This window comes from Pseudoxanthomonas sp. F37, from assembly GCF_022965755.1.
In the GTDB taxonomy this organism is placed as follows: domain Bacteria; phylum Pseudomonadota; class Gammaproteobacteria; order Xanthomonadales; family Xanthomonadaceae; genus Pseudoxanthomonas_A.
The window spans coordinates 3,151,695-3,174,556 of the sequence record NZ_CP095187.1 but is presented as its reverse complement, the minus strand read 5'-3'; the positions used below and the strand labels follow the sequence as shown (position 1 = coordinate 3,174,556).

21 protein-coding genes are annotated in these 22,862 nt (G+C 69.5%); 8 read left to right on the top strand and 13 right to left on the bottom strand.

The features are described from left to right. Positions 1-26: 26 nt before the first annotated feature. Both MUU77_RS14985 and metK read right to left on the bottom strand, forming a co-directional pair. Entirely contained in the window at positions 27-524 is a 498-nt protein-coding gene (locus MUU77_RS14985) for an acyl-CoA thioesterase (protein WP_245088475.1), read from the bottom strand. 227 nt (positions 525-751) lie between these two features. Further along, positions 752-1,960, bottom strand: coding sequence for a methionine adenosyltransferase (gene metK / locus MUU77_RS14980; RefSeq protein ID WP_245088473.1), 1,209 nt, complete (start codon positions 1,958-1,960; stop codon positions 752-754). Between the two features lie 207 nt (positions 1,961-2,167). Here metK and MUU77_RS14975 point away from each other — a divergent pair, with 207 nt between their 5' ends. Genes MUU77_RS14975 through MUU77_RS14965 form a run of 3 tightly spaced genes read left to right on the top strand, consistent with a single transcriptional unit; the run spans position 2,168 to position 5,864 of the window. Continuing rightward, a complete protein-coding gene (locus tag MUU77_RS14975) occupies positions 2,168-3,895 on the top strand; it encodes a lysophospholipid acyltransferase family protein (RefSeq protein ID WP_245088471.1) in 1,728 nt (575 codons plus the stop codon). Continuing rightward, positions 3,892-4,710: a UDP-2,3-diacylglucosamine diphosphatase gene (locus tag MUU77_RS14970; protein WP_245088469.1), complete on the top strand. Its 819-nt coding sequence runs from the start codon at positions 3,892-3,894 to the stop codon at positions 4,708-4,710. Before MUU77_RS14975 ends, MUU77_RS14970 begins: the two co-directional genes overlap by 4 nt. Before the next feature lie 32 nt (positions 4,711-4,742). Next, positions 4,743-5,864 (top strand): metal-dependent hydrolase, encoded by a 1,122-nt coding sequence (locus tag MUU77_RS14965; protein WP_245088467.1) that lies wholly within the window; start codon positions 4,743-4,745, stop codon positions 5,862-5,864. Positions 5,865-5,897: 33 nt separating this feature from the next. Here MUU77_RS14965 and MUU77_RS14960 read toward each other — a convergent pair whose 3' ends face one another. The 8 genes from MUU77_RS14960 to MUU77_RS14925 form a co-directional block, all read right to left on the bottom strand. Then, on the bottom strand, positions 5,898-6,239 hold the full coding sequence (locus MUU77_RS14960) for a hypothetical protein (protein ID WP_245088465.1): 342 nt from the start codon (positions 6,237-6,239) through the stop codon (positions 5,898-5,900). Positions 6,240-6,393: 154 nt separating this feature from the next. Further along, the gene (locus MUU77_RS14955) at positions 6,394-7,215 is read right to left on the bottom strand and encodes a class I SAM-dependent methyltransferase (protein WP_245088463.1); all 822 of its coding nucleotides are present in this window, start codon (positions 7,213-7,215) and stop codon (positions 6,394-6,396) included. A gap of 19 nt (positions 7,216-7,234) precedes the next feature. After that, the gene (dusB, locus tag MUU77_RS14950; RefSeq protein ID WP_245088461.1) at positions 7,235-8,227 is read right to left on the bottom strand and encodes a tRNA dihydrouridine synthase DusB; all 993 of its coding nucleotides are present in this window, start codon (positions 8,225-8,227) and stop codon (positions 7,235-7,237) included. Between the two features lie 28 nt (positions 8,228-8,255). Then, positions 8,256-9,338: a PepSY-associated TM helix domain-containing protein gene (locus MUU77_RS14945; RefSeq protein ID WP_245088459.1), complete on the bottom strand. Its 1,083-nt coding sequence runs from the start codon at positions 9,336-9,338 to the stop codon at positions 8,256-8,258. 39 nt (positions 9,339-9,377) lie between these two features. After that, a complete protein-coding gene (locus MUU77_RS14940; RefSeq protein ID WP_245088457.1) occupies positions 9,378-11,531 on the bottom strand; it encodes a TonB-dependent receptor in 2,154 nt (717 codons plus the stop codon). A 109-nt stretch (positions 11,532-11,640) separates the two neighbouring features. Further along, a complete protein-coding gene (locus MUU77_RS14935) occupies positions 11,641-12,615 on the bottom strand; it encodes a ribokinase (protein WP_245094534.1) in 975 nt (324 codons plus the stop codon). A gap of 118 nt (positions 12,616-12,733) precedes the next feature. Further along, a complete protein-coding gene (locus MUU77_RS14930) occupies positions 12,734-14,032 on the bottom strand; it encodes a nucleoside transporter C-terminal domain-containing protein (protein ID WP_245088455.1) in 1,299 nt (432 codons plus the stop codon). Positions 14,033-14,101: 69 nt separating this feature from the next. Next, positions 14,102-14,674 carry a TMEM165/GDT1 family protein gene (locus tag MUU77_RS14925; RefSeq protein ID WP_245088453.1) on the bottom strand — a complete coding sequence of 191 codons (573 nt, stop codon included), beginning with the start codon at positions 14,672-14,674 and terminating at the stop codon, positions 14,102-14,104. Between the two features lie 311 nt (positions 14,675-14,985). Here MUU77_RS14925 and MUU77_RS14920 point away from each other — a divergent pair, with 311 nt between their 5' ends. The 5 genes from MUU77_RS14920 (at position 14,986) to MUU77_RS14900 (ending at position 20,230) form a co-directional block, all read left to right on the top strand. After that, entirely contained in the window at positions 14,986-15,957 is a 972-nt protein-coding gene (locus MUU77_RS14920) for an aldo/keto reductase (RefSeq protein ID WP_245088450.1), read from the top strand. A gap of 80 nt (positions 15,958-16,037) precedes the next feature. Next, entirely contained in the window at positions 16,038-16,244 is a 207-nt protein-coding gene (locus MUU77_RS14915) for a hemin uptake protein HemP (protein WP_185895263.1), read from the top strand. A gap of 136 nt (positions 16,245-16,380) precedes the next feature. Beyond that, entirely contained in the window at positions 16,381-18,618 is a 2,238-nt protein-coding gene (locus MUU77_RS14910) for a TonB-dependent hemoglobin/transferrin/lactoferrin family receptor (RefSeq protein ID WP_245088447.1), read from the top strand. A 5-nt stretch (positions 18,619-18,623) separates the two neighbouring features. Beyond that, complete coding sequence (locus MUU77_RS14905) at positions 18,624-19,259, top strand: Hemin transport protein (RefSeq protein ID WP_245088445.1); 636 nt, start codon at positions 18,624-18,626, stop codon at positions 19,257-19,259. Between the two features lie 11 nt (positions 19,260-19,270). After that, a complete protein-coding gene (locus MUU77_RS14900) occupies positions 19,271-20,230 on the top strand; it encodes a DUF6607 family protein (protein ID WP_245088443.1) in 960 nt (319 codons plus the stop codon). Positions 20,231-20,327: 97 nt separating this feature from the next. On the opposite strand, the gene MUU77_RS14895 is transcribed toward MUU77_RS14900, so the two are convergent. From MUU77_RS14895 to MUU77_RS14885, 3 genes are read right to left on the bottom strand one after another with little or no spacing between them, the layout of a single operon-like run. Next, complete coding sequence (locus tag MUU77_RS14895; protein ID WP_245088441.1) at positions 20,328-21,503, bottom strand: PDZ domain-containing protein; 1,176 nt, start codon at positions 21,501-21,503, stop codon at positions 20,328-20,330. A 27-nt stretch (positions 21,504-21,530) separates the two neighbouring features. Beyond that, complete coding sequence (locus MUU77_RS14890) at positions 21,531-22,253, bottom strand: hypothetical protein (RefSeq protein ID WP_245088439.1); 723 nt, start codon at positions 22,251-22,253, stop codon at positions 21,531-21,533. Beyond that, entirely contained in the window at positions 22,246-22,809 is a 564-nt protein-coding gene (locus MUU77_RS14885) for a sigma-70 family RNA polymerase sigma factor (RefSeq protein ID WP_245088438.1), read from the bottom strand. Before MUU77_RS14885 ends, MUU77_RS14890 begins: the two co-directional genes overlap by 8 nt. Positions 22,810-22,862: the final 53 nt, after the last annotated feature.

The window sequence follows — 22,862 nt, the reverse complement described above, 5'->3', positions numbered from 1 at the left end:
GCCGGCGCGCGCCGCGCCCGCGGCGATCAGGCGGTTTCCGCCGTCCGTCCGCCCAGCTCGGCGTGCCGCCGTTCCATCTCCTCGCGCAGCTGGCGGCGCAGGCGCGCGGCGGCGCAGCGGCGGATCTCGTCGGGCGTGGACGGTTGCAGCGGCGGGACCGGGGTGGTCCGGCCATCGTCGTCCACCGCCACCATGGTGAAGAAGCAGCTGTTGGCGTGGCGCACGCTCTGCTTGCGGATGTCCTCGGCCACCACCTTGATGCCGATCTCCATCGACGACGTGCCGGTGTAGTTGACGGACGCCAGGAAGGTCACCAGTTCGCCCACGTTGATGGCCTGGCGGAACATCACCTGGTCCACCGACAGGGTGACCACGTACTTGCCGGCGTAGCGGCTGCCGCAGGCATAGGCCACCTGGTCGAGCAGCTTGAGGATGGCGCCGCCGTGGACCTTGCCGGAGAAGTTGGCCATGTCCGGCGTCATCAGCACCGTCATCGAAAGCTGGTGGCTTTTCAGCGTGTCCATGGTCTGCGTCCGAGGGGGGCCGGAGGGCAGGCTACCGCATCCCGTGCATGCCGGAGCAACCGACGGGCGCGATGGGAAATGCTCTGTAGGAGCGGGCATGGCCCGTTCCTACAATGAGCGCCTGCGGATGTCGCATGCGTCGGTATCGGCAGGAAAGCGAACGGGCCGCGTGAGCGGCCCGTTCGGGAGGAAGGGGGTGGATGCCCGGCCACGGGCATGGCCCACTCCTACAGCTTGGCATCCTTGCGCAGCGCTTCGGCGCGGTCGGTCTTCTCCCAGGAGAAGGCGGTCGCGGTGTGCTTCTTGCCGGCGCCGTCCAGGTAGCTGATCTGCTTCGGCTTGCGGCCGAAGTGACCGTAGCTGGCGGTGGCCTGGTAGATCGGGTGCTCCAGGTCCAGCATCTTGGTGATGCCGTACGGACGCAGGTCGAAGTGCTTGCGGATCAGCTTCTCGATCACCTCGTCGCCCACCTTGCCGGTGCCGAAGGTGGTCACCGAGATCGAGGTGGGCTCGGCCACGCCGATGGCGTAGGAGACCTGCACTTCGCACTTGTCGGCCAGGCCGGCGGCGACGATGTTCTTGGCCACGTAGCGTGCGGCGTAGGCGGCCGAGCGGTCCACCTTCGACGGATCCTTGCCCGAGAACGCGCCGCCGCCATGGCGGGCCATGCCGCCGTAGCTGTCGACGATGATCTTGCGGCCGGTCAGGCCGCAGTCGCCCACCGGGCCGCCGATGACGAACTTGCCGGTCGGGTTGATGTGCACCTTGTTCTTCGGCAGCGCGTCCAGCCACTTCTTCGGCAGCACGGGCACCAGGATGTGCGTGCGCACGGCTTCGATCAGGTCCTTCTGCTTGATGTCCGGATCGTGCTGGGTCGACAGCACCACCGCGTCCAGGCCGAGGATCTTGTTGCCGTCGTAGCGCAGGGTGACCTGCGACTTGGCGTCCGGGCGCAGCCACTTCAGCTTGCCGTTCTTGCGCACCTTGGCCTGCTGTTCCACCAGGCGATGGCTGTAGTACAGCGGGGCGGGCATGAATTCCGGTGCCTCGTTGCAGGCGTAGCCGAACATCAGGCCCTGGTCGCCCGCGCCCTGTTCTTCCGGCTTCTTGCGGTCCACGCCCTGGTTGATGTCGGGCGACTGCTTGCCCAGCATGTTGATGATGGCGCAGGTGTGGCCGTCGAAGCCGACGTCCGAATTGTCGTAGCCGATGTCGTTGATGACCTTGCGCGCCAGCGCCTCGATGTCGACCCACGCGGTGGTGGTGACTTCGCCGGCCACGATGGCCGCGCCTGTCTTCACCAGGGTCTCGCAGGCCACGCGTGCGCGCTTGTCCTGGGCCAGGATGGCGTCCAGCACAGCGTCGGAAATCTGGTCGGCGATCTTGTCCGGATGGCCTTCGGAGACCGATTCGGAGGTGAACAGGTAGCTGGACATCAGGCTTATATCCTTTGATTCGGATGAAAAGATGGGCGCGCATGATACACGCCGGGGGCGGTGCGTGCATTCTGCGCTGTTCAGGGTTGCCGGGAGTTAAGCGGAATCGGGCGCCCGGACTGTCACCGGACTGCCAGAAAACGGAAACCGTGCTGTCGCCGGCCAGGCGCAGGCTGCGCGGCGAAACCCCGCCGCCAGCCCCTGCCCATGCACCCGCTGGAACGCCAGATCGCCGAACGCTATCCCCGCTGGTTCCGTGGCCGCCGCGCGCGGCTGACCGGTCCGCTGCTGCGCACCCTGGGCCGTTGGTCCCGGCTGGACCAGGCCTACGCCTTCCTGGCCGACCATGGCCACCTGCAGGGCCTGGACTTCGTCGACGCCGCCATCGACCACCTCAACCTGCGGCCCGCCGTGGCCGACGAAGACGCGCGCCGGATCCCGGCGCAGGGTCGGCTGCTGATCGTCGCCAACCATCCTTCCGGCGCGCTCGATGCGCTGGCGCTGCTGCAGATGGTGGGCCGGGTGCGCCGCGATGTCCGCATCGTCGCCAACGACATGCTGGCCGGCATCGCGCCCATCGCTTCCCTGTTGCTGCCCGTGCGCATCCTGGGCGGCAAGCCCGGTGCCGACAGCGTACGGGCGGTCGAACAGGCCCTGGAAGCCGAGCAGTGCGTGATCGTGTTTCCGGCCGGTGAAGTCTCGCGCCTGGGCCCGCGCGGCGTGCGCGACACGCGCTGGCGCCGCGGCTTCCTGCGCTTCGCCCGGGCGACCGGCGCGCCGGTGCTGCCGGTGCGCGTGGCGGCACGCAATTCCGCGTTCTTCTACGGCGCATCGGCGCTGTTCAAGCCGGCGGGCACGGCGCTGCTGGCGCGCGAAATGTTCCGCCGCAGCCAGCGTCGCCTGCAACTGCACGTGGGCCAGCCGCTGCGGCTGGATCCGGCCATCGACCCTGCCACCCTGATCCGGCAGGTGCGCGAGGGGCTGTACGCGCTCGGCCGCCGCGAGGTCAGGCGCGTGGAGCCCCCGGCCGAGGTACAGGAGCCGCTGGTCGATGCGCTGGCGCCGGACGCGCTGGCGGCCTGCATCGATGCGCTGGACGTGCTGGGCGAAACCACCGACGGCAAGCGGATCTGCGTGGGCCGGCTGGCCGGCGGCTCGCCGCTGCTGCGCGAGATCGGCCGCCTGCGCGAACTGACCTTCCGTGCGGTGGGCGAGGGCACGGGCAAGCGCATGGACGTGGACGCCTTCGACACCTGGTACGAACACATCGTGTTGTGGGATGCGGCGCAACGGAAGATCGCCGGCGCCTACCGCCTGGCGCGCGGCGCGCCGGTGCTGGCGGCGCAGGGCCTGAAGGGCCTCTACACGGCTTCGCTGTTCGACTATGCGGAGGACGCGCTGCCGCGCCTGGCCGCGGGCATGGAACTGGGCCGCAGCTTCGTGGTGCCCGACTACTGGGGCAGCCGCAGCATCGATTACCTGTGGCAGGGCATCGGCGCCTACCTGCGCCGGCATCCGCGGGTTCGCTATCTGTTCGGTGCGGTGTCGATGAGCGCGGCGCTGCCGCTGCATGCGCGCGAACAGATCGTGGCGTACTACGCGCACTACTACGGCGATCCGAACGGCGAGGCGCGCTCGCGCCACCCGTTCCGCTATACGGCCACGCCGCCCTGCTTCGATACGCTCGAGGCCGATACCGCCTTCCGCGTGCTGAAGACCAACCTGGACATGCTGGGCGCCACCGTGCCCATGCTCTACAAGCAGTACACCGAGCTCTGCGAGCCGGGCGGGGCGCGTTTCCTCGCGTTCGGGGTGGACCCGGACTTCAGCGATTCCATCGACGGGTTGATCGAAGTGGACCTGCACCGCATCCGTCCGAAGAAACGCGAACGCTACCTGGGCCAGGCGTGGCGGCCGACGGAGGCGGCGGCATGAAGCCGCCGGCCGTGCCACGCTCGATGCGGCGCGCGGTCTTCGTTTCCGACGTCCATCTGGGTTCCAAGCACTGCCATGCGGCCGAGTTCGCCGACTTCCTCGCCGGGCTGCACTGCCGGCGGCTGTACCTGGTCGGGGACATCGTCGACCTGTGGTGGATGGCGCAGCGGCGCGCGTCCTGGGACGCCGCCCACAACCGGGTGGTGGAGGCGCTGCACGCGCTGGCGCGCAGCGGAACCGAACTCGTCTACGTGCCGGGCAACCACGACCGCCCCATCCGCCGCTTCTGCGGCCTGATGCTGCCGGCCATGCAGGTGCGTCGCCGTGCGATCCACACCACGCTGGACGGGCGCCGGCTGCTGGTCACCCACGGCGACGATTACGACGGCGTCACCCACTTCGGCGGCCTGCAGGAGAAGTTCGGCGACTGGCTCTATTACCGCATCCTCACCGGCAACCGCCTGACCAACCAGCTGCGCCGCCGCCTGGGCCTGCGCTACTGGTCGCTGGCGGAATACCTCAAGCGCCAGAGCGATGCGGCCGAGCGCTACATCGCGCGCTTCGTGCAGGCGGGCCTGGACGATGCGCGGCGGCGTGGGCTCGATGGCATCGTCTGCGGGCATATCCATCGCGCGTCGCTGCTCCAGCGCGACGGCCTGCTGTACGCCAACGATGGCGACTGGGTGGAAAGCCTCACCGCGCTCAGCGAAGAAGCCGACGGGACGCTGTGCCTGCTGTCCCACACGGGTCAGGTCCTGGCCGAAGTCGCACCGCGGTTGCGTCTGGTGCCGCAGGACGTGCCGCGCGCGGCGTGAGCCATCCCACCGGCGGCTGCTAGGATCGCCGCATGGATTCCCTCAGCCAGATCGTGCTCGGCGGCGCCGTCGCCGCCGTCATCGCCCCCGCCGCCCACCGTCGCGCCGCCCTGCTCGCGGGCGCCGCCCACCGTCGCGCCGCCCTGCTCGCGGGCGCCGCCCTCGGTACGCTGCCGGACCTGGACAGCCTGCCCATCGCGCTGTTCTCCGACAATCCGGTCACCCTGATGACGGTGCACCGCAGCTTCAGCCATTCGCTGTTCGTGCTGCCGCTGGTGGGTGCACTGGTCTGGTGGCTGTTCAAGCGGTTCGGCCACGGTCGCGTCGCATCCTCGCCGGCGCGCTGGTTCTGGGCCATCCAGCTGGCCCTGGTGACGCATCCGTTGCTGGATGCCTTCACCGTCTACGGCACGCAGCTGTGGTGGCCACTGTCCCCGCCACCGACGATGTGGTCCAGCGTGTTCATCATCGATCCCCTTTATACCGTCTGGCTGCTGGTCGCCTGCGTGGCTGCGTGGTGGCTGCGCGAACGCGTGGCCGCCGGGCGTGCGCTGGCGGCGGGACTGCTGCTCAGCAGTGCCTATCTTGGCTGGTCGCTGGTGGCCAAGGCCATGGTGGATCGCGAAGCCGAACGCACGCTCGCCGCCCTGGGCCTGGGCGATGCGCCGTACTTCTCGGTGCCGATGCCGTTCAACACGCTGCTATGGCGCGTGGTGGCGATGACGCCGTCGGGCTATGTGGAAGCCGAGCGTTCGGTGCTGGTCGATGAGGGCCGGATGCACTTCCGCGGATATCCCTCCAACGTGCAGGTGCTGAAACAGGCCAGGGGCATCCCCGCGGTCGATCGCCTGTCCTGGTTCAATCGCGGCTTCATGCGCGCGCAGGTCCTCGAGGACCGGTTGGTGCTGTCGGACCTGCGCATGGGGCTGGAGCCGAACTACAACTTCCAGTTCGAGGTGGCGACCTTGAGGGACGGACAATGGCAGCCCGTCCCTCCCGTGCAGCGGCCGTGGTCGTTGCCGGTGGCCGGCGGCGCAGGCGTGCGCCAGTTGCTGGCTGCCATGTGGCGCCGTACCTGGGACCCCGCGGCGGAACCGGTGGCGGGCCGGCTTGCAGAGGGGGCGGCGCCGGAAGAGGGAACCGGAAGTCCTTGACGCGCTACCCGTGCGACAGGGCGGTGTGCAGGTTCAGCCGCCGTCGTGCCCGGACCCTGCGGCGGGCGCCGGCGACGCCCCTGCCGCCCGTGCGGCGACGGCTTCCTGCGCGCGGGTGCGTTCGATCACGATGGATTCGCCGCGCATCAGGCGGTCGTAGTTGTGCTCGCCGACCGCGCGCTTGAACTGGCGCTCGACACGGCTGTACATGACGCGGTACTCCGCGTAAGGCGTGCGCGCACCCAGCACCATGCGGACATTGCGTTCGGTAAGGCCGGTTTCACGGGCCAGTTGGGCGACGGAGTCGTCGGCGTGTGCGGCGAGCGGAGCGACGGCCAGAACGGCCGCCATCAGGGATGCGGTTGTTGCGTTCATGGGATCCTCCAGGGGAGGTGATTACCGCGTGTGGCTGTAGTGCCCTGCAGGCCGGCAGGGGGACCGGCGCGGACATCGTGGCGCTGCGCAGCGGGGCGCCCCAGTGCCGGAACGCACGGTGACTCCGGTCATGTTTACCGTGCGCTCACCTTCGTCAGTAAACCGTTGCGCGGGCCTGCACGAAGGCATAGAAGAACACCGCGTCCGGATCGTTCTGCACGTCGTGCATCTCCTGGCGCATCCCGTCCACCACCGCCTGAGTGACGCGTTCGGCGCACACCAGCGAGTCGGCCGCCGACAGCAGCAGTTCCTCCCAGAACGCGATCATGTCCTTGCGCCGCGCCGGCTCGCGGTTGTCGAAATGCACCGTCTTGATCTCGGTGACGACGTCGCGGAAGCCGCCGGCCAGCAGCAGGTTGCCCAGCTTCGCGCCGATGAACGGATCGCCGCCGCTGTCGTGCTGGAAGTCGTTGAACGCCATCCAGTAGCGCCAGGTATTGGGCGAGTAGGGATGCAGCAGGAACGAGGAGTTCATCACCTCGGTGACGTAGATCGGCGAGCCCGGCGCCAGTACGCGCCGTACTTCGCTGAGCACGCGCGCCGGGTTGGGCACGTGCTCCAGGATCCAGCACAGGAACGCCGCGTCGAAGTCGCGCGCGCCGTAGGGCAGGCGGCTGGCGTCGGCCTGTTGCAGCGTGTAGCGGTCGCGGCACCAGGGCATCTTCGCCAGGTTGTCGCGCGCGGCATCCAGCTGCACCTGGTTGAGGTCCACGCAGGTGGCGTGCAGGTCGGGAAAGCGGCGCAGCAGGATCTCGGTCTGCGCGCCCACGCCGCTGCCGACTTCCAGCAGGCGACGCACGCCGGTGTAGTCGACATGATTGAACAGCGTGCTTTCCAGCAGGCGGGCCTGCTTGATCAGGCGGGCCTGCTCCACCGGCGAGAAGCCGTGCAGGTAGGGCGAACGGGATTCGGTCACGCTGGCCTCCGGTAAAGGATCAGGCCGCCGTCGGCAGTGCGTCGCCGGCGATCAGGGCATCGAAGTAGTCGCGCGTCAGCCGCAGCTGTTCCCCGGCGGTCTCGGCACGGTTCGCCACGGCGCGGAAGGCGGCCTGTTCCGGCCGGTCCTTCGCGTACCAGCCCAGGTGCTTGCGGGCGATGCGCACGCCCTGCGGTTCGCCGTAGAACGCGTGCAGCGCCTGCAGGTGGCCCAGCAGGATGTCGCGCACTTCGTGCAGCGTCGGTGGGGGCGGATGTGCGCCGGTGGCGAGGAAGTGCGCGATCTCGCGGAAGATCCACGGGCGCCCCTGGGCGGCGCGGCCGACCATCACCGCGTCCGCGCCGGTCTTCGCCAGCACCTGGGCGGCCTTGGCCGGCGAATCGATATCGCCATTGGCGACCACCGGGATGCGCAGCGCGGCCTTGATCGCCGCGATGGTCTCGTACTCGGCCACCCCGGTGTAGTGCTGGTCGCGCGTGCGGCCGTGCACGGCCAGCGAGGCGATGCCGCTTTCCTGTGCGATGCGCGCGATGGTCGGACCGTTGCGGTGGTCGCAGTCCCAGCCCGTGCGGATCTTCAGCGTGACCGGCACGTCCACGGCCTTCACCACGGCCTCCAGGATGCGGCCCACCAGCGCCTCGTCGCGCATCAGCGCCGAGCCGGCCCAGGCGTGGCACACCTTCTTGGCCGGGCAGCCCATGTTGATGTCGATGATCTGCGCGCCGTGGTCGGCGTTGTAGCGCGCGGCGTTGGCCAGCTGTTCCGGCTCGGTGCCGGCGATCTGGACGCTGACGGGGCTGGGTTCGCCCTCGTGGTCCATCCGGCGCAGCGACTTGTTCGTGTTCCAGAAGCGGGGGTCGCTGATGGTCATTTCCGACACCGCCATGCCCGCACCCAGCCGTTTGCACAGCAGCCGGAACGGCTTGTCGGTGACGCCGGCCATGGGGGCCAGCATCACCGGCGGGTCGATGCGGTAGGGGCCGATCTGCATGGCGGCATTGTACCGCCGGCCCGCGGGGTCAGCGCCTGCGGCGCCGCGCGCGCCAGAACAGGAAGCCGGTGGCCAGGAGGAAGGCGGGCAACAGGCCTGCGGCTGCGACGGCCCATTGCCAGGCGCGCCCGCCCACGAAGCCGCCGTGCAGCGGATACATCGTCTCGCTGATGCGGGCGCCGGTACCCTGCGCGGTCGCGTCGTGCACCTGCACCGCGCGTGCGCGGTAAGGGTCCAGCCAGATCACGCTGCGGCCGTTGGGATGCCACTCGCCGGGCGCGCGGAAACGGATCGACACCAGGGCGTTGTCGCCGCCGGGCACGCTGACGCGGCGGAGTTGGCTGCCCCGCGGAGCCGCCTCTGCCGCGGCCAGCAGCACGGCCGGCCAATCGATGGCGGTGGTCGCCCGTTCGATCGGCAAGGGCGGCACCACCTCGGGCCCGTCGGCGAAGGTCCAGCGGAGCGCATTCCGGAACGGCTGGCTGTACACCATCGCCACGCCGGTGAAGGTCACCACCAGCAGCAAGGGCAGCAGGAGTGCCCCCATGCTGCGGTGCCAGCTGAGCCAGCGACGGGCAGGCGGGGCGGCATGCCAGCGCAGGCTTGCCGCCAACGCCGCCAGGCGCGGCCACCACAGGTAAAGTCCGGACAGCAGCAGGAACAGCGCCACGATGCCGGATGCGCCCAGCACCTGCTCGCCGGCCTCGCCGGCGAGCAGGTGCGTGTGCAGGTCGCGCAGCCACATCACCGCGTCGTTGCCGGTATTGCGCACCAGCAGCAGCTCGCCACTGGCGGCATCGAAGTAGTGGCGTTCGCCGTTGGCGGCGAACGCCTGCCAGGCAGGCAGGCGCGGCGAGGGCAGGTCGATGGAACGGATGCCGCCGTCTTCCGCGCCCGCCACGATCCGCGCCAACGCCTGGCCCTGAAACGCCAGCGGCGGCAGCCGTTCGCGTTCCAGTCCGGGGTGCGCCGCCAGCAGCAGTTCGGCCTGGAAGGCCAACACCGAGCCGGTCAACGACACCACGGCGAACACCAGGCCGGCGGACAGTCCCAGCCACAGGTGCAGCCACTTCAGCAGGGGGCGGACACGCCACGTGGGGGATGAAGCCATGGCCTGGCGAGGGAGCGTGCGGGGCATGGGCGGCGTGGGTCAGAAGCGGTGCGACCAGCCCACCGTGAGCACCCGCCCGCGGCCGGCGGTGTAGGTGTCGTTGCGCGGCGTACTCTGCGAGTAGTAGGTGACGTACTGCTCCGAGAAGACATTCTCGACGCCCACGCTGAGTGTGCCGACGGGCAGCCTGACGCGGGTGAGCAGATCCACCGTGGCGTACCCGTCGAAGCTGGCCACCGGGTTGCCGCGCAGGTCGAATTCGCGGTCCAGCGCCTTGCTCGCCTGCAGGCGCACGTCCACCGCTGGCGTGAACGACGCCTCCCAGAACGCGGTGACCCGGTCCGGGCTGATGTTGATGCCCGGCAGGTCGCTGTCGACGCGCTCATCGGCATTGCTGTCGTAGCGTCCTTCGCTGCGCGCATAGGCCAGGCCCGCGCGCATGCCGTCGTTGAAGCGGTACGACAGGCTGCCATCGAAGCCCTCGATTTCGGTCCGCTCGCGGACCACCGCGTACGTCTGCGTCGCGGTATCGAAGGCCAGGCGCGAGCCCAGGTCCGAGTCGGAGCGGTACAGGGCCAGGTGCACCAGCCAGCGGCCGTCGTCGTAATCCAGGCCGATCTCCTGGTTGTCGGCGATCACCGGCTGCAGGTCGACCAGGTTGTCCACCCGCTGCCCGGCAGCGGTGATGCCGCGCAGCACGCGACCGATGTCGGCCACGGTGTAGCCTTCGGCATAGGACGCATACAGCTTGAGCGCATCGGTGGCTTCCCACACCAGGCCCAGGTTCGGCAGCGTCTCGCTGGTCCGGGTGGTGCCGCCGGTAACCAGGTAGCGGGTTCCCTTCACGCCGGCCGGCACGGTGCGCTGGTCGGGGATGGTCAGGTAGTCGTCCACCTGCAGTTCGCCGCGCTCATGCCGCAGGCCGCCCGTCAGCAGCCAGGCGTCGGCGATCCGCCATTCCGCCTGCACGAAGGGCGAGACCGATTCGTAGGTCGTTTCCGGCACCCAGTCGATCTGTGCATAGACCAGTTCCTGGTAGGTGCTGTCGCGGGCAAGGTCCAGCCCGAACGTGGCGCGCAGGTCCCGTCCGAACAGGTCGCCGCGCGACCAGCTGAACTTGCCGCCCAGCTTCTCGGACGCATTCTGCGACTGGTCGTACCAGTCCGGATCGCGTCCGTCGCCCCAGAAATCGCCCCAGTAGCTGCCGCCGTACAGGGCCTTGAAATCCACCCAGTACAGCTGCGTCTGCAGGAAGCCGCCGGCCAGGTCGTGATCGGTGTAATCCAGCACCACCGATGTCGAGCGATTGCGGGCGCCTTCGCCTTCGCTGCCGCCGGGCGCAGACGTGGCCAGCTGGCCGGTGGCGATGTTGCCCGGCACGGTGTGGTAGTCGTTGTTGCCCTGCAGTTCGTAGTGGTTGGCGCTGACCTGCAGCCGGCGCTGGTCGTCGAGGTTCCAGCCGACCTTGGCGAACAGGTTGTGGCTGCGCGCGTCCATCAGGTCGCCTTGGACGTCGTTGACGGCGATCGCCCGGCCATCGCCGTCGTAATAGAGTCCTTCGCTGGCCAGGGATGCGCCGCCGACGAAGTCGACGTCGCCGTGGCGCGTGCCGAAGACGTAGGACGCCTTGTAGCCCGCGCTGTCGTCTTCGCGGGGGACCGCCACGCTTGCGCTGACGCTGACATCGTGGAACGTCTCGCCGTCCTTGCGGGGTGCGCGCTTGGTGATGATGTTGATGATGCCGCCGGAGGCGCCCAGGCCCTGCAGCGCGTTGGCGCCATGGATCACTTCGATGCGCTCGATCATCGCCGGGTCGATGGTGTGGCCGTCGCGTCCGCCCTCGCGCAACGGCGTCGACTGCGGTACGCCATCCACCAGGTACAGCGGCTTGCGGCCGCGCAGGTTCTCGCCGGCGTTGGTCAGCTTCTGGCGGGAAGGCGTGAAGGCGGGAATCAGGTTGGCCAGGACCTGGGACAGGTCCTGGGTCAGCGCCAGCTGCTGCTCCAGCTGCTGGCGATCGATGATGGTGATGGTGTTCGGCAGCGCCGCGGCGGAATCCGGAATGCGGCTGGTACTGGCCGAGACCGTCACGCGGTCGAGCTGGACGGCATCGTCCGACTGCGCAAGCGCAGCGGGACTCAGGACGGACGAGAGGGCAAGCGAAAGCAGGCTCAGGCGAAGCGGAAGGGTCATGGAGAAAGATCGGGCATGTCGGACCCGATCATTCTAAATGAGAATGGTTATCAGTAGCTAGGGTGCCCGGAGACTCCCGCCCCGTCGCGGCCTTCGAGGGGCCCGTTTTTCAGCCGGCCACGGTGTCGAAGCGCGCCTGCAGTTCGCTCAGCAGCGGCATGGCCAGCGCGGCTCCGTTCCTTTCGGTGGACAGCGCCGCATACCGGTTGGCGAAGCGCACGTGATCGGCGAACGACGGCGGCGAAGCTTCGGCCAGCGACGCGGCCAGCGCACCGTTGAAGGCATCGCCGGCGCCTGTCGTATCGACGACCGTCGCCGCTTCGGCGGCCACGCGGTAGTGCGGCCGCGCATCGCCGCGCAATGCCTCCTCGGGGTGGGAGACGTATACGCCGGTGGCGCCCAGCGTCACCACCACCGTGCCGTGCGGGAACAACTGCCGGCAGTGCTGGTGCAGGGTGACGCCATCGAGGGTGGCGACATCGTCGGCGTTGATGCGTTCGCCCAGGTGGCGGGCGAGCAGCGCTGCGAACTCGGTTTCGTTGGGCGTGATGACGTCGGCATGCGCCAGCAGGTCGGTGGTCGTCGCGGCGTTCGCCGGCGCCGGGTTCAGCAGCGTGGTGGCGCCGTGCTGCCGTGCGGCCTGCAGCGCGGCCAGCACCGCGTCGGCAGGCGATTCCAGCTGGACCAGCACCACGCCGGCCGTCGCCAGCACGTCCGCCTGGCGGGCGACGAAGTCGGCCGACAGCATTGCGTTGGCGCCGGCACCGATGACGATGGTGTTGCGCCCGTGCGCGTCCACGTAGATGCCGGCGGTGCCGGTGGGCTCGTCGCTCGCCTGCACGCGCAGCGCCAGGCCGTCGGCGGCCGCCAGGTCGCGTGCCAGCCGGCCACCGGCGTCATCGCCCAGCGCGCAGACGAAGGTCGTGTCCGCCCCGGCCCGCACCGCCGCGATGGCCTGGTTGAAGCCCTTGCCGCCCGGGCCGTTCGTGTAGCGGCCGGCGATGGTCGCGCCGGCCACGGGCAGGGCGTCGCAGCGCCACACATGATCGACGTTGAAGGAGCCCACGACGACGACGCGGGACAGGGCGGGGGATGGCGTGTTCATGCGCAGATACCTGGAGTCCGGACCACGGCGATGCCGCGGTCACGGGAGGGAAACGTAAGCAGGAGGAAGGAAACGGCCGACGGCCGCCCCATCCGGATCAGCCGAAGTGCGACAGCACCCCGGCGATGGTGGCCGTCATCAGCGTGGCGATGGTGCCGCCCAGCACGGCGCGCAGGCCGAAGCGCGCCAGGTCCGAGCGCCGTTCCGGCGCCAGACCGCCGATGCCGCCGATCTGGATGGCGATCGAGCTGAAGTTGGCGAAGCCGCACAGGGCGTACGTGGCGATCAGCCGGCCTTCTTCGGTCAGGCTCACGCCGGGCGTCTGCCCGTTCACGATGCCGGCCAGCTGCAGGTAGGCGACGAATTCGTTGATGACCACCTTCTGGCCGATCAGCGAGCCCACCGTGGTGGCGTCCTGCCACGGCACGCCGATGACCCAGGCGATCGGGGCCAGCAGGTAGCCGAAGATCGTGGCCAGGTCGGTCGGCTTGCCGATGGCGGCGGCCAGGCCGGTCACGTCGCCGAACCAGGTCAGCGGCGCGTTGATCAGCGCGATCAGGGCGATGAAGGCCAGCAGCATCGCGCCGATGTTCAGCGCCAGCTTCAGGCCGTCGCCCGCACCGGCCGCGGCGGCGTCGATGATGTTGCTGGAGGTCTTCTCGACCTCCATCTTCACCGTGCCGCGGGTCAGCGGCGTGCCGGTTTCGGGGATCAGCAGCTTGGCCACCACAAGCGTGGCCGGCGCGGCCATGATGGACGCGGCCAGCAGGTGCTTGGCATAGAAGGCCTGCTGCTCCGGATCGCCGCCGCCCAGCATGCCCACGTAGGCCGCCAGCACGCCGCCGGCGATGTGGGCCATGCCGCCGATCATCATGGTGATCAGCTCGGACTCGGTCATCTTCGGAATGTACGGGCGCACCGTCAGCGGCGCTTCGGTCTGGCCGATGAACACGCTGGCGCACACGCTGGTGGTCTCGGCGCCGGACACGCGCATCACCTTGGTGATCGCCAGCGCCATCATGCGCACGATGAACTGCATCACGCCCAGGTGGTACATCACGCCCATCAGCGCGGCGAAGAAGATGATGGTGGGCAGCACCTGGAAGGCGAAGATGAAGCCGAACTTCTCGGTGTCCATCAGGCTGCCGAAGATGAAGCCGGAGCCGGCCTTCACGAACTCCAGGATCTTCACGAAGCCGTGGCCCAGCCAGTCGAAGACCTCGCGGCCGCCCGGCACCAGCAGCACCAGGGCGGCGAAACCGATCTGCAGGGTGATGCCCGTGGCGACCAGCTTCCAGTCGATGGCCCGTCGGTTGTTGGAAAACAGCCAGACGATGCCGATCAGCACCGCCAGACCGAACAGGCCGAAGCCGATCCGCCCCAAGACTTCCAGCATGTATTCCCCCAGACCTTGCGTATTGTTCTGACCGCGCAGTCTAGCAGCGCCCGACCCGGCCCCGGTCGTTCAGCCTACGCCTCGCACGGCCACCCAGACGGCCAGGGCGAAGAACACCAGTGCGGCCAGGCTGCGGGCCAGCTTGAGCGGCAGCCTGTCGGCAAAACGGTGGCCCAGCCATACCACCGGCAGGTTGGCCAGCAGCATGCCGATGGTGGTGCCGGCGATGACCTGCCACAGCGGGTCGTAGCGCGTGGCCAGCAGCACCGTGGCCACCTGGGTCTTGTCGCCGATCTCGGCCAGGAAGAACGCCACCGTGGTCGCCAGGAAGGCGCCCCGGGCCGGCAGGTTGTCGGCCTCGTCCTCCAGCGTGTCCGGCTTCAGCGTCCACAGGGCCACGGCCAGGAAGCTGGCCGCCACGACCCAGCGCAGCACCTCGGGCGACAGCCAATCGGTCAATTCCGCGCCCAGCCACGCCGAGATCGCATGGTTGACCAGCGTGGCGGCCAGGATGCCCAGCGCGATCGGCCACGGCTTGCGGTAACGCGCGGCCAGCAGCAGGGCGAGCAGCTGGGTCTTGTCGCCGATCTCGGCCAGGGTGACGGTGCCGGTGGACACCAGCAGGGCTTGCAGGGACAACATCTGCGACTCCGGGGCCAGGCATTCGCGGAAGGACGCGAAGGCAAACGACGCACTGCCCGGCCCGGGTAAGCGCGACGCCTGCCTTCGGTCTTGCCCGGCGAAGCGGATCGCTTCGTCCCGCGCACCATGGCCTGTGGACCAAGTGTGTTGATGCGCGGACCCCGTCGGGACGGGTGGGCTACTCCCCGGAGGAGGAAAGTGCGCGCATTGTAAAAGGTGTGCGGCGTGCAGGGCGGAGCCATTCTCATTTGGCGGCGTGCTGGTGGCCCGGACGGGCGCTACGATGGGCACGGTCGTCACCGGAGCCTGCCATGCAATACCGCCGCCTGGGCACGTCGGGCCTGCAGGTCTCGGCCCTATCCTTCGGTGCCTGGCTGACGTTCGGGCAACAGCTCGGCCCGCGCGAGGCGGGCGAACTGATCGCCCTGGCCTGGGACCACGGGATCAACTTCTTCGACAACGCCGAGGTCTATGGCCATGGTGAAGCCGAGCGCGTGATGGGCGAAGCGCTGCGCGCGCTGGCGTTGCCGCGGGACGGCTTCTGCGTGTCCAGCAAGGTGTGTTTCGGTGCAGTGGAGAACCCGCGGCCCACCCAGCGCGGCCTGTCGCGCAAGCATGTGTTCGACGCCTGCCACGCGGCCCTGCGCCGGCTGCAGGTGGACTACCTGGATCTCTACTACTGCCACAGGCCGGATCCGGACACGCCGGTCGAGGAGACCGTCTGGGCGATGGACAGCCTGATCCGGCAGGGAAAGGTGCTGTACTGGGGCACGTCGGAGTGGCCGGCCGCGCGCATCCGCGAAGCCGCCACGATCGCGCGCAAGCACCATCTGCACGGGCCCACCATGGAGCAGCCGCAGTACAACCTGCTGCATCGCCAGCGGGTGGAACTGGAGTACGCGCCGCTCTACGCCGAACTGGGCCTGGGCACCACCACCTGGTCGCCGCTCGCCTCCGGACTGCTGACCGGCAAGTACGGGCAGGACATCGCCGGCGACACCCGGCTGGGCCGGGCCGGGCATGAGGATCTGCGCCGGATGGTGCTGGGTGCGGAGGGCGCGCGGCGGCCGGAGCGCGCGGCCCGCTATGCCGCCGCCGCGGCCGAACTGGGTGAGAAGCCTGCACCGCTGGCCATCGCCTGGTGCCTGCAGAACCCGCATGTCTCCAGCGTCATCCTGGGCGCCAGCCGCCCGGAGCAACTGCGCGAGAACCTCACTGCGCTGGAGCTTGCGGCGCGATACGACGAACCGGTGTGGGCCCGGCTGACGGCCGCCGCGGACTGAGGCGGCAGCCCCGCCCGGGGGGTGTTGACTCGCAAATAAGAATCATTATCATCACTGGCGTTCCGTCCTGGAGCTTCCCGATGATCTCGAACGTCACCGCATTGCCCACGTCCGATTCGCTGGCGCTGCGCGAGCGCCTTTCCCTGTCGCACGCCCGGCCGCAGGCCGAGGACACCCTGGACAGCACCGCCCTGTTGAAAGGGCAGCGCGAAGTCCTCATCCGCCACGGCGACCGCGTGTATCGCCTGCGCCACACCAGCAACGACAAGCTGATCCTCACCAAGTAGGTCGCACCCTCGTCGCGACGGTGCATCGTCGCGACGCGCCGCTGCAGAACACCCTCTCTCCACCGGGCGCCAGCCAAGGATTCTCCGGCCGCCAGCCTTCCGGGTCTGCTCACCACCCACAGGAATGCTGTACGCCATGAAGCGTCCCACGCTGCTCACCGCGGCCGTGTGGCTGGCCCTTGCCGGCCATGCCCGTGCCGAAACTGCCGCCGATGCGGCGCCGTCGTCCTCCTCCAGTGCAGGCGCACACGAACTGGAACGGATCCAGGTCACCGCCACGCGCAGCGAGCGCGCCGTTGCCGACGTGCCCAGCACCGTCAGTGTCATCGACCGCGAAGCGCTGGACGACCGTCTGGTCCGCGACATCAAGGGGCTGGTGCGCTACGAGCCGGGCGTCACGGTGACCTCCAGCTTCGGCCGCTTCGGCCTGGGCGGTTTCCGCATCCGCGGCCTGGAGGGCAACCGCGTGCGCATCCAGACCGATGGCATCCCGGTGTCGGACGCGTTCTCGATCGGCAGCTTCTCCAATGCCAACCGCAACTTCGTCGACCTGGACACGCTGAAGCAGGTGGAGATCGTGCGCGGGCCGTCCAGTTCGCTGTACGGGTCCGATGCGCTCGGCGGCGTGGTCTCCTTCATCACCAAGGACCCGTCGGATTATCTCGACCATGGAAAAGAGGCGTACTTCGGCTTCCGCCTCGGCTACGACGGCAGCTGGAACGGCCTGTTCGGCAACGCCACCGCGGCGTTCGGCGGCGAGCGCTGGAGCGGCCTGGTCAGCGTGGGCCATCGGCAGGGCCAGGAAACCGAGAACCACGGCGACGTCGCCGGCACCGGCGGTGCGCGCACTTTGCCCAATCCGCAGGAGCGCGATGGCCGCAGCCTGCTGACGAAGCTGGTGTTCGCACCGAGCGAAGGACAGCGGTTCCGCTTGACGGTGGAGGGCAACGAGGACAGCGCCGATACCGACCTGCTGACCCAGCAGGGCTACCAGTCGCTGACGCGCGCCACCAACGACCGCGTCAGCGCCCGCGACCACCAGACGCGCGCGCGCGTGGCCTTCGCACACGAGTGGGACGACCTGTCGGCCGGATTCGCCGACAGCCTGGACTGGCAGGTCTACCGGCAGGACAGCGAGACCACCCAGTACACGCGCGAGGAGCGCACGCTGCCGGCACCGACCCTGCGCGACATCCGCGAGCGCGAGTTCAACTTCGACCAGCGCACTTACGGGCTGCAGGCGAACTTCCGCAAGGCGTTCGGCACCTCGGTCCGGCACGACCTGATCTACGGACTGGACGTGGCGCGCACCGAAACGCGGCAGAAGCGCGACGGCCTGCGCACGTTCCCGCTGACCGGCGTCAGCACGCCGGTGATGTCGCCGGATACCTTCCCCGTGCGCGACTTCCCCACCAGCAGGACCACCACGGTCGCCCTCTATGTGCAGGACGAGATCGGCTTCGGCGATGGCGCGTTCAGGCTGGTGCCCGGCCTGCGCGTGGACCACTACCGGCTCGATCCCCGGCACGATGCGATCTTCGATGCCGACAATCCGGGCGTGGCCCTGGCGGACATCCGCGAGACCAGCGTGTCGCCCAAGCTGGGCATGGTGTGGACGTTCGCGCCGGACTGGTCGTTGTTCGGCGGGTATGCGCATGGCTTCCGGTCGCCGCCCTACAACGACGTCAATATCGGCTTCACCAACGTGCAGTTCGGCTACACGGCCATCGCCAACCCGGACCTGAAGCCGGAAACCAGCGATGGCGTGGAATTCGGCGTGCGGTATGCCGGCAAGGCGGCGTATGCCAGCCTGTCGGGGTACTACAACCGCTACGACGACTTCATCGAGTCGATGCGTTTCATCGGCTACGACGATGCGGGACTGATGGTGTACCAGTCGCAGAACATCGCGCAGGCCCAGATCCACGGGGTGGAACTGAAGGCGGGCCTGGACTTCGGCGCGCTGTCCGACGCCTGGTCCGGCTGGTCGCTGCGTGGCGCGGCGGCGTGGTCGCGCGGCAAGGACCGCAGCACGGATACGCCGCTGGACAGCGTGGATCCGCCGACCGCGACGCTGGGCCTGGCCTACGACACTGCGTCATGGGGCACGGAACTCGCGGGCCGGTTCGTCGACCGCAAGCGCCGCGTCTCCGATCCGGATTACTACCGCCAGCCGGGCTATGGCGTGCTCGACCTGTACGCGCACTGGAACTTCGCGCCGGGCGCGAAGTTCAACATCGGCGTATTCAACCTGGCCGACCGTCGCTATATCGAGGCGGGCGACATGGCGCTGGTCGCCACCGGCAGTACCACGCTCGACCGCTACACCGCACCGGGCCGCACCCTGTCGGCCAGCGTGGCGGTGAGCTGGTAGCCGCCATGCCGATGCTGCGGGCACTCCCCGGCTCCGTCGCGGGCGCATCCGCGGATGCATTCCCGGCCGCCACGCAGCTGGCGGCGCTGGGCCCGGTGCTGTGCCTGTACCGCATGGAGCATGGCAGCGAGCTGGCCGGCTGGCAGCACGCGGTGCGGGTGGAAGTCCGCACCGGTGTGGGCAGCGACGGACTCGACGAGCGCCTGCTGTTCTTCGACGCGCAGGGCCGCTGCTGCTGGCGCCTGTGCCTGTTGCCGGACAGCGACTTCGTCGCATGGGACCGGTTGGCGGCATCGCTGCCGGTGGGCAGGGACACCGATGCCGGCGGCCTGGCCGACCGCCTGTGGCGCCGCCTGTCCGGGTGCCTGCTCGGCGGGCAATGGCGGGCCTGCGTACTGCACCTGCACGCGGTATCGCAGCCCGCAGCGCTGCCGGTGCTGGCCGCCAGCCTGCCGTTGATGTCGGCACTGGGCACCGCGACCGCGCAGCGCATCGCGCAGGCGGAAGGCGCCCATCTGGAGAGCGGGCCGTGCGCCGACATCGGCCTGCCGTCCCCCATCCGTCCGCCCCCCGGTGCCTCCGCGTCGAAGGACGCACGGGAGGCGGGCGACAACGTCGTTCCGCTGATCAGACGAACATGAAAGGAAACCCCATGAAGAAGCCGGTCGCCACCTTGATGTCCACTGCACTGCTGCTCTCCGCCGGCCAGGCCCTCGCCGCCGATCCCGTCCGCGACCGCCAGGCGATCCTGGCGATGCAGGGCGACTACACCGTCGATTTCGCCTTCGACGAAACCGTCCTGCTGCAGCCCGGCTACGAGCGCCAGCCCGCCATGCGCAGTGGCGGCGACGAGACCGTCATCGTCGTCGAGGACACGCCCACGCGGATCGTCCTGCAGCACATTCTGGTGGATGCCAGGAGCGGCCACGTCACCAAGCACTGGCGGCAGGACTGGACCTACGAGGCGCCGACGCGCTTCGAGTTCAGCGACGACCAGACCTGGCACGTGCGCGCGGTTGCGGCCGATGCCACCCGTGGCGCCTGGACGCAGTGCGTGTACGAGGTCAGCGATGCGCCGCGCTACTGCGGGACGGGACGCTGGGACTATCGCAACGGCGTGGCCACGTGGACCAGCGACCCGAGCTGGCGTCCGCTGCCGCGTCGCGAGTACACCCGGCGCAGCGATTACAACGCGCTTTCCGTGGTCAATCGCCACACGCTGACGCCGAACGGCTGGACCCACGAGCAGTTCAACACCAAGGTGCTGCGCAAGCCCGACGGAACCCAGGTGGAGCTGGCGCGCGAGTTCGGTTTCAACGACTACCTGAAGACCACCGAGGTCGACTTCACGCCGGCGCGCGATTACTGGCGGGCCACGGCCGGCTACTGGGCCAAGGTGCGCGCGCACTGGGATCGGTTCCTGTCCCGCGCGCCGGGCGTCCACCTGAAAACCAAGGTGGATGGCATGGCGATGATCATTCCGCTGTTCACCCAGGCCGGCGAGGTGCAGGAAGGCAAGACCGTGGCTGACGCCGCCATCGCCCAGGTGTTCGCCGACTGGGTCGAACCCGCGCCGGCGGACCGTGCCGCCCCGGCAGCACCGTCCCGCTGAAGGTCTCTCCGGCACAGGGATGTGCCGCTCTTCAGAAAAAAGACCCCCGCGGATGCGGGGGCAGGGGATTCACGGGTTTCTCTTCTGATAATGCGTGTCAGAGCAGCGTGCCGCCCTTGCCCGAAGGAGGCGCAGGCGGAGCCGGCGGCGGCAGAGGTGCGTCGCTGTCGTCGTCCTCCAAGGTCTGCACCTTGCCGTCCTGGTCGACGATCATCACGCGTCGACGCTCCACGACGGTCGGCGCTTTGCCGGCCACGTCGGCCACGCGCGGCTTCACCACGACGCGCGAGGTCGAGGGGAACCGGAACGCAGCGGCCCTGGGTACGGTGACGGTGCTCGTCCGTATCTGCCGATCACGCAGGTACTCGACAGCGACCCTGGCGTCCTCGGGCTTGCCGCGCAGCGCCTGGGTGACGTCGCGGGGCGTCGTCACCGGCTTGCCGTCCACCTTGCGGATCACGTCGCCCGGCTGCAGGCCTTCGAGTTCCTCGCCGACCGACAGCACGAGCACGCCGGCATCGGTGCCGAAGTAGCGGCCGAGCGAGGCCTCGACCGTCGCCAGATTGAGGTTGCTCCAGCGGAACGCTTCGGCCAGCGCGGGCAGATGGCAGTCCTCGCCCTTGCAGTCGCCCAGTTGGCCGAGCCGGCGGAGTTCGCGCTGGACCTGCGGGGAGATGACATTCTCCAACTGATCCATCGGCACCGGCCCGCCCTCGATCCATGGCATGCCGTCTTCCCCGCCGAGGAAGAAGGCGCGGCCCGGTCCTTGTCCGCTGAAGGTGAAGCGCGGCGACACCTGCGTGGGCGTGACGCGGGCCTCGTGCGTCCTGCCATCACGCTGGTAGGCGATCAGCACGGGCGTATCGGCCTTGAGATCGGCCAGCAGCGTGCGCGCATGCGCCAGCCGCGCGTGGGCGCCGTCGCCCGTGATGGCGTCGCCGCCCACGCGCAGCAGGCGGTCGCCCGCCTTGAGTCCGGCCCTGGCCGCGCCGCTGTCCGGCGTGACGCCGGTGATGCGCACGCCGTCGGCGTCGTCGCCCGACAGCAGCACGCCCAGGCGCGGCCGGCCTGCGATGGCGTGGTCGATCCGGAGCGGGGCGCGGAGCGCGTCGGTTCCGCGCGAAAGTTCGGCTACGCGCCGTGCGGCGCGCTGCAGATCGACGCGCGCGGCTTCCAGTTCCTTCTGTCTGGCCGCATCGTCCTGCTGCGCCAGGGCCGTCAGCGGCGACATCAGCGCAAGGGCCAGCAGCGTCCGGGAAAAGGGCTTGAGCATGGTGGGACTCCTCGTTGCGTGTTCGGGTCAGTAGACGGCGGTATCGGCGGCGGTGCCGTCGAGGGCCACCTGCCAGCGCTGGGTGGCTTCCACGCCGGTGAGCTGGCGCAGGGTGTCGACACGCTGCTGCCACAGTGCGGCACGCGTGGACTCCCGCAGGGCCGGCTGCGACAGGGCCAGATCGATGTGCGCGACCTGGTCCTGCAGATCGGCACTCACTGCCAGCATCGCCACGTTGCCGACCGTGTTGTCGGGCAGTTGGGCCAGGACGGCCTCCAGGCGTGCGGACTCGGTGTACAGCGCATCCAGCGGTGCGGGGTTGTCCTGTCGCGCCGGCATGGCGTGCCCGGGCGTCCGCTGCGCGCCGGACGCAGGGGCGGACCGCGCCGCGCGGGGAGCATCCTGCGCGGCCACCGCCGCCGCGACCTCCGCAGGTCGGACCAGCGGGTCCGGCGTCGCCACGCGGGGCAGGCGTGGCGCAATCGCAGGCAAGGGGGCGTGCGCGGGTGGCAGCGGTGTGTCCACCGCGGTCCGCCATGGCAGCAGCGGGGCCACCGCGGCGAAGAACGCCGTCGCCGCCAGCGCCAGCGCAGGGCGCCGCCATTGCGTGCGACGAGCGGGCGTGTGGATGGGCGGCAGCGCGGCGGCGATGCGCTGCCAGGCCCCCTCGGGCGGGGCTTCCAGCGGGAGGTTGCCGAATGCGTCGGCCCAGTCGCGTGGCAGGGGCGCGCGGGCACGGGAATCAGGCATGGACGGCGTCCTCGATGTTCAACAGCGCCCGCAGGCGACGCGTGCCGCGGGAGACCTGCGATTTGGAGAAGCTGGGCGTGCGCTGCATCAGCCCGGCGATCTCTTCGTGGGTGTAGCCCTCCGCGTGGTACAGCCACAACACGCTGCGCGTCGCCGCCGGCAGCGCCTCGAGCGCGCGCTGCAGCAGCGCCGCATCCGCCGCGGCCGCCGGAGGCAGGCCCTGGTCCTGCGGCAGGTCGTCTTCCTCCACGGTGATTTCGGCGACCAGGCGCTTCTGCCGCCGCAGCCGCAGCAGCGCCTCGTTGATCGCGATCTGCCGCAGCCAGCCCCAGAAGGGGCAGTCGCCCCGGTAGTCGGGCAGATGGTGGAAGAGCTTCAGCATGGTGTCCTGCAGTACATCGCCCGCATCCTCCCGGTTGCCGCAGATCCGCAGCGCCAGGGTGAAGACCGGGCGCTCGAAGCGCCGGTAGATCTGCTCGAATGCCTCCCGGCAGCCGGTCCGCGCGCGGGCGACCAGGCGGTCCGGGACATCGACGGCGAACTGCGATCGGCTCAAGCGGAGGGATTCCCGGGGCTGTCGGACATAGGGATGCCGCAGCGGGCAATACC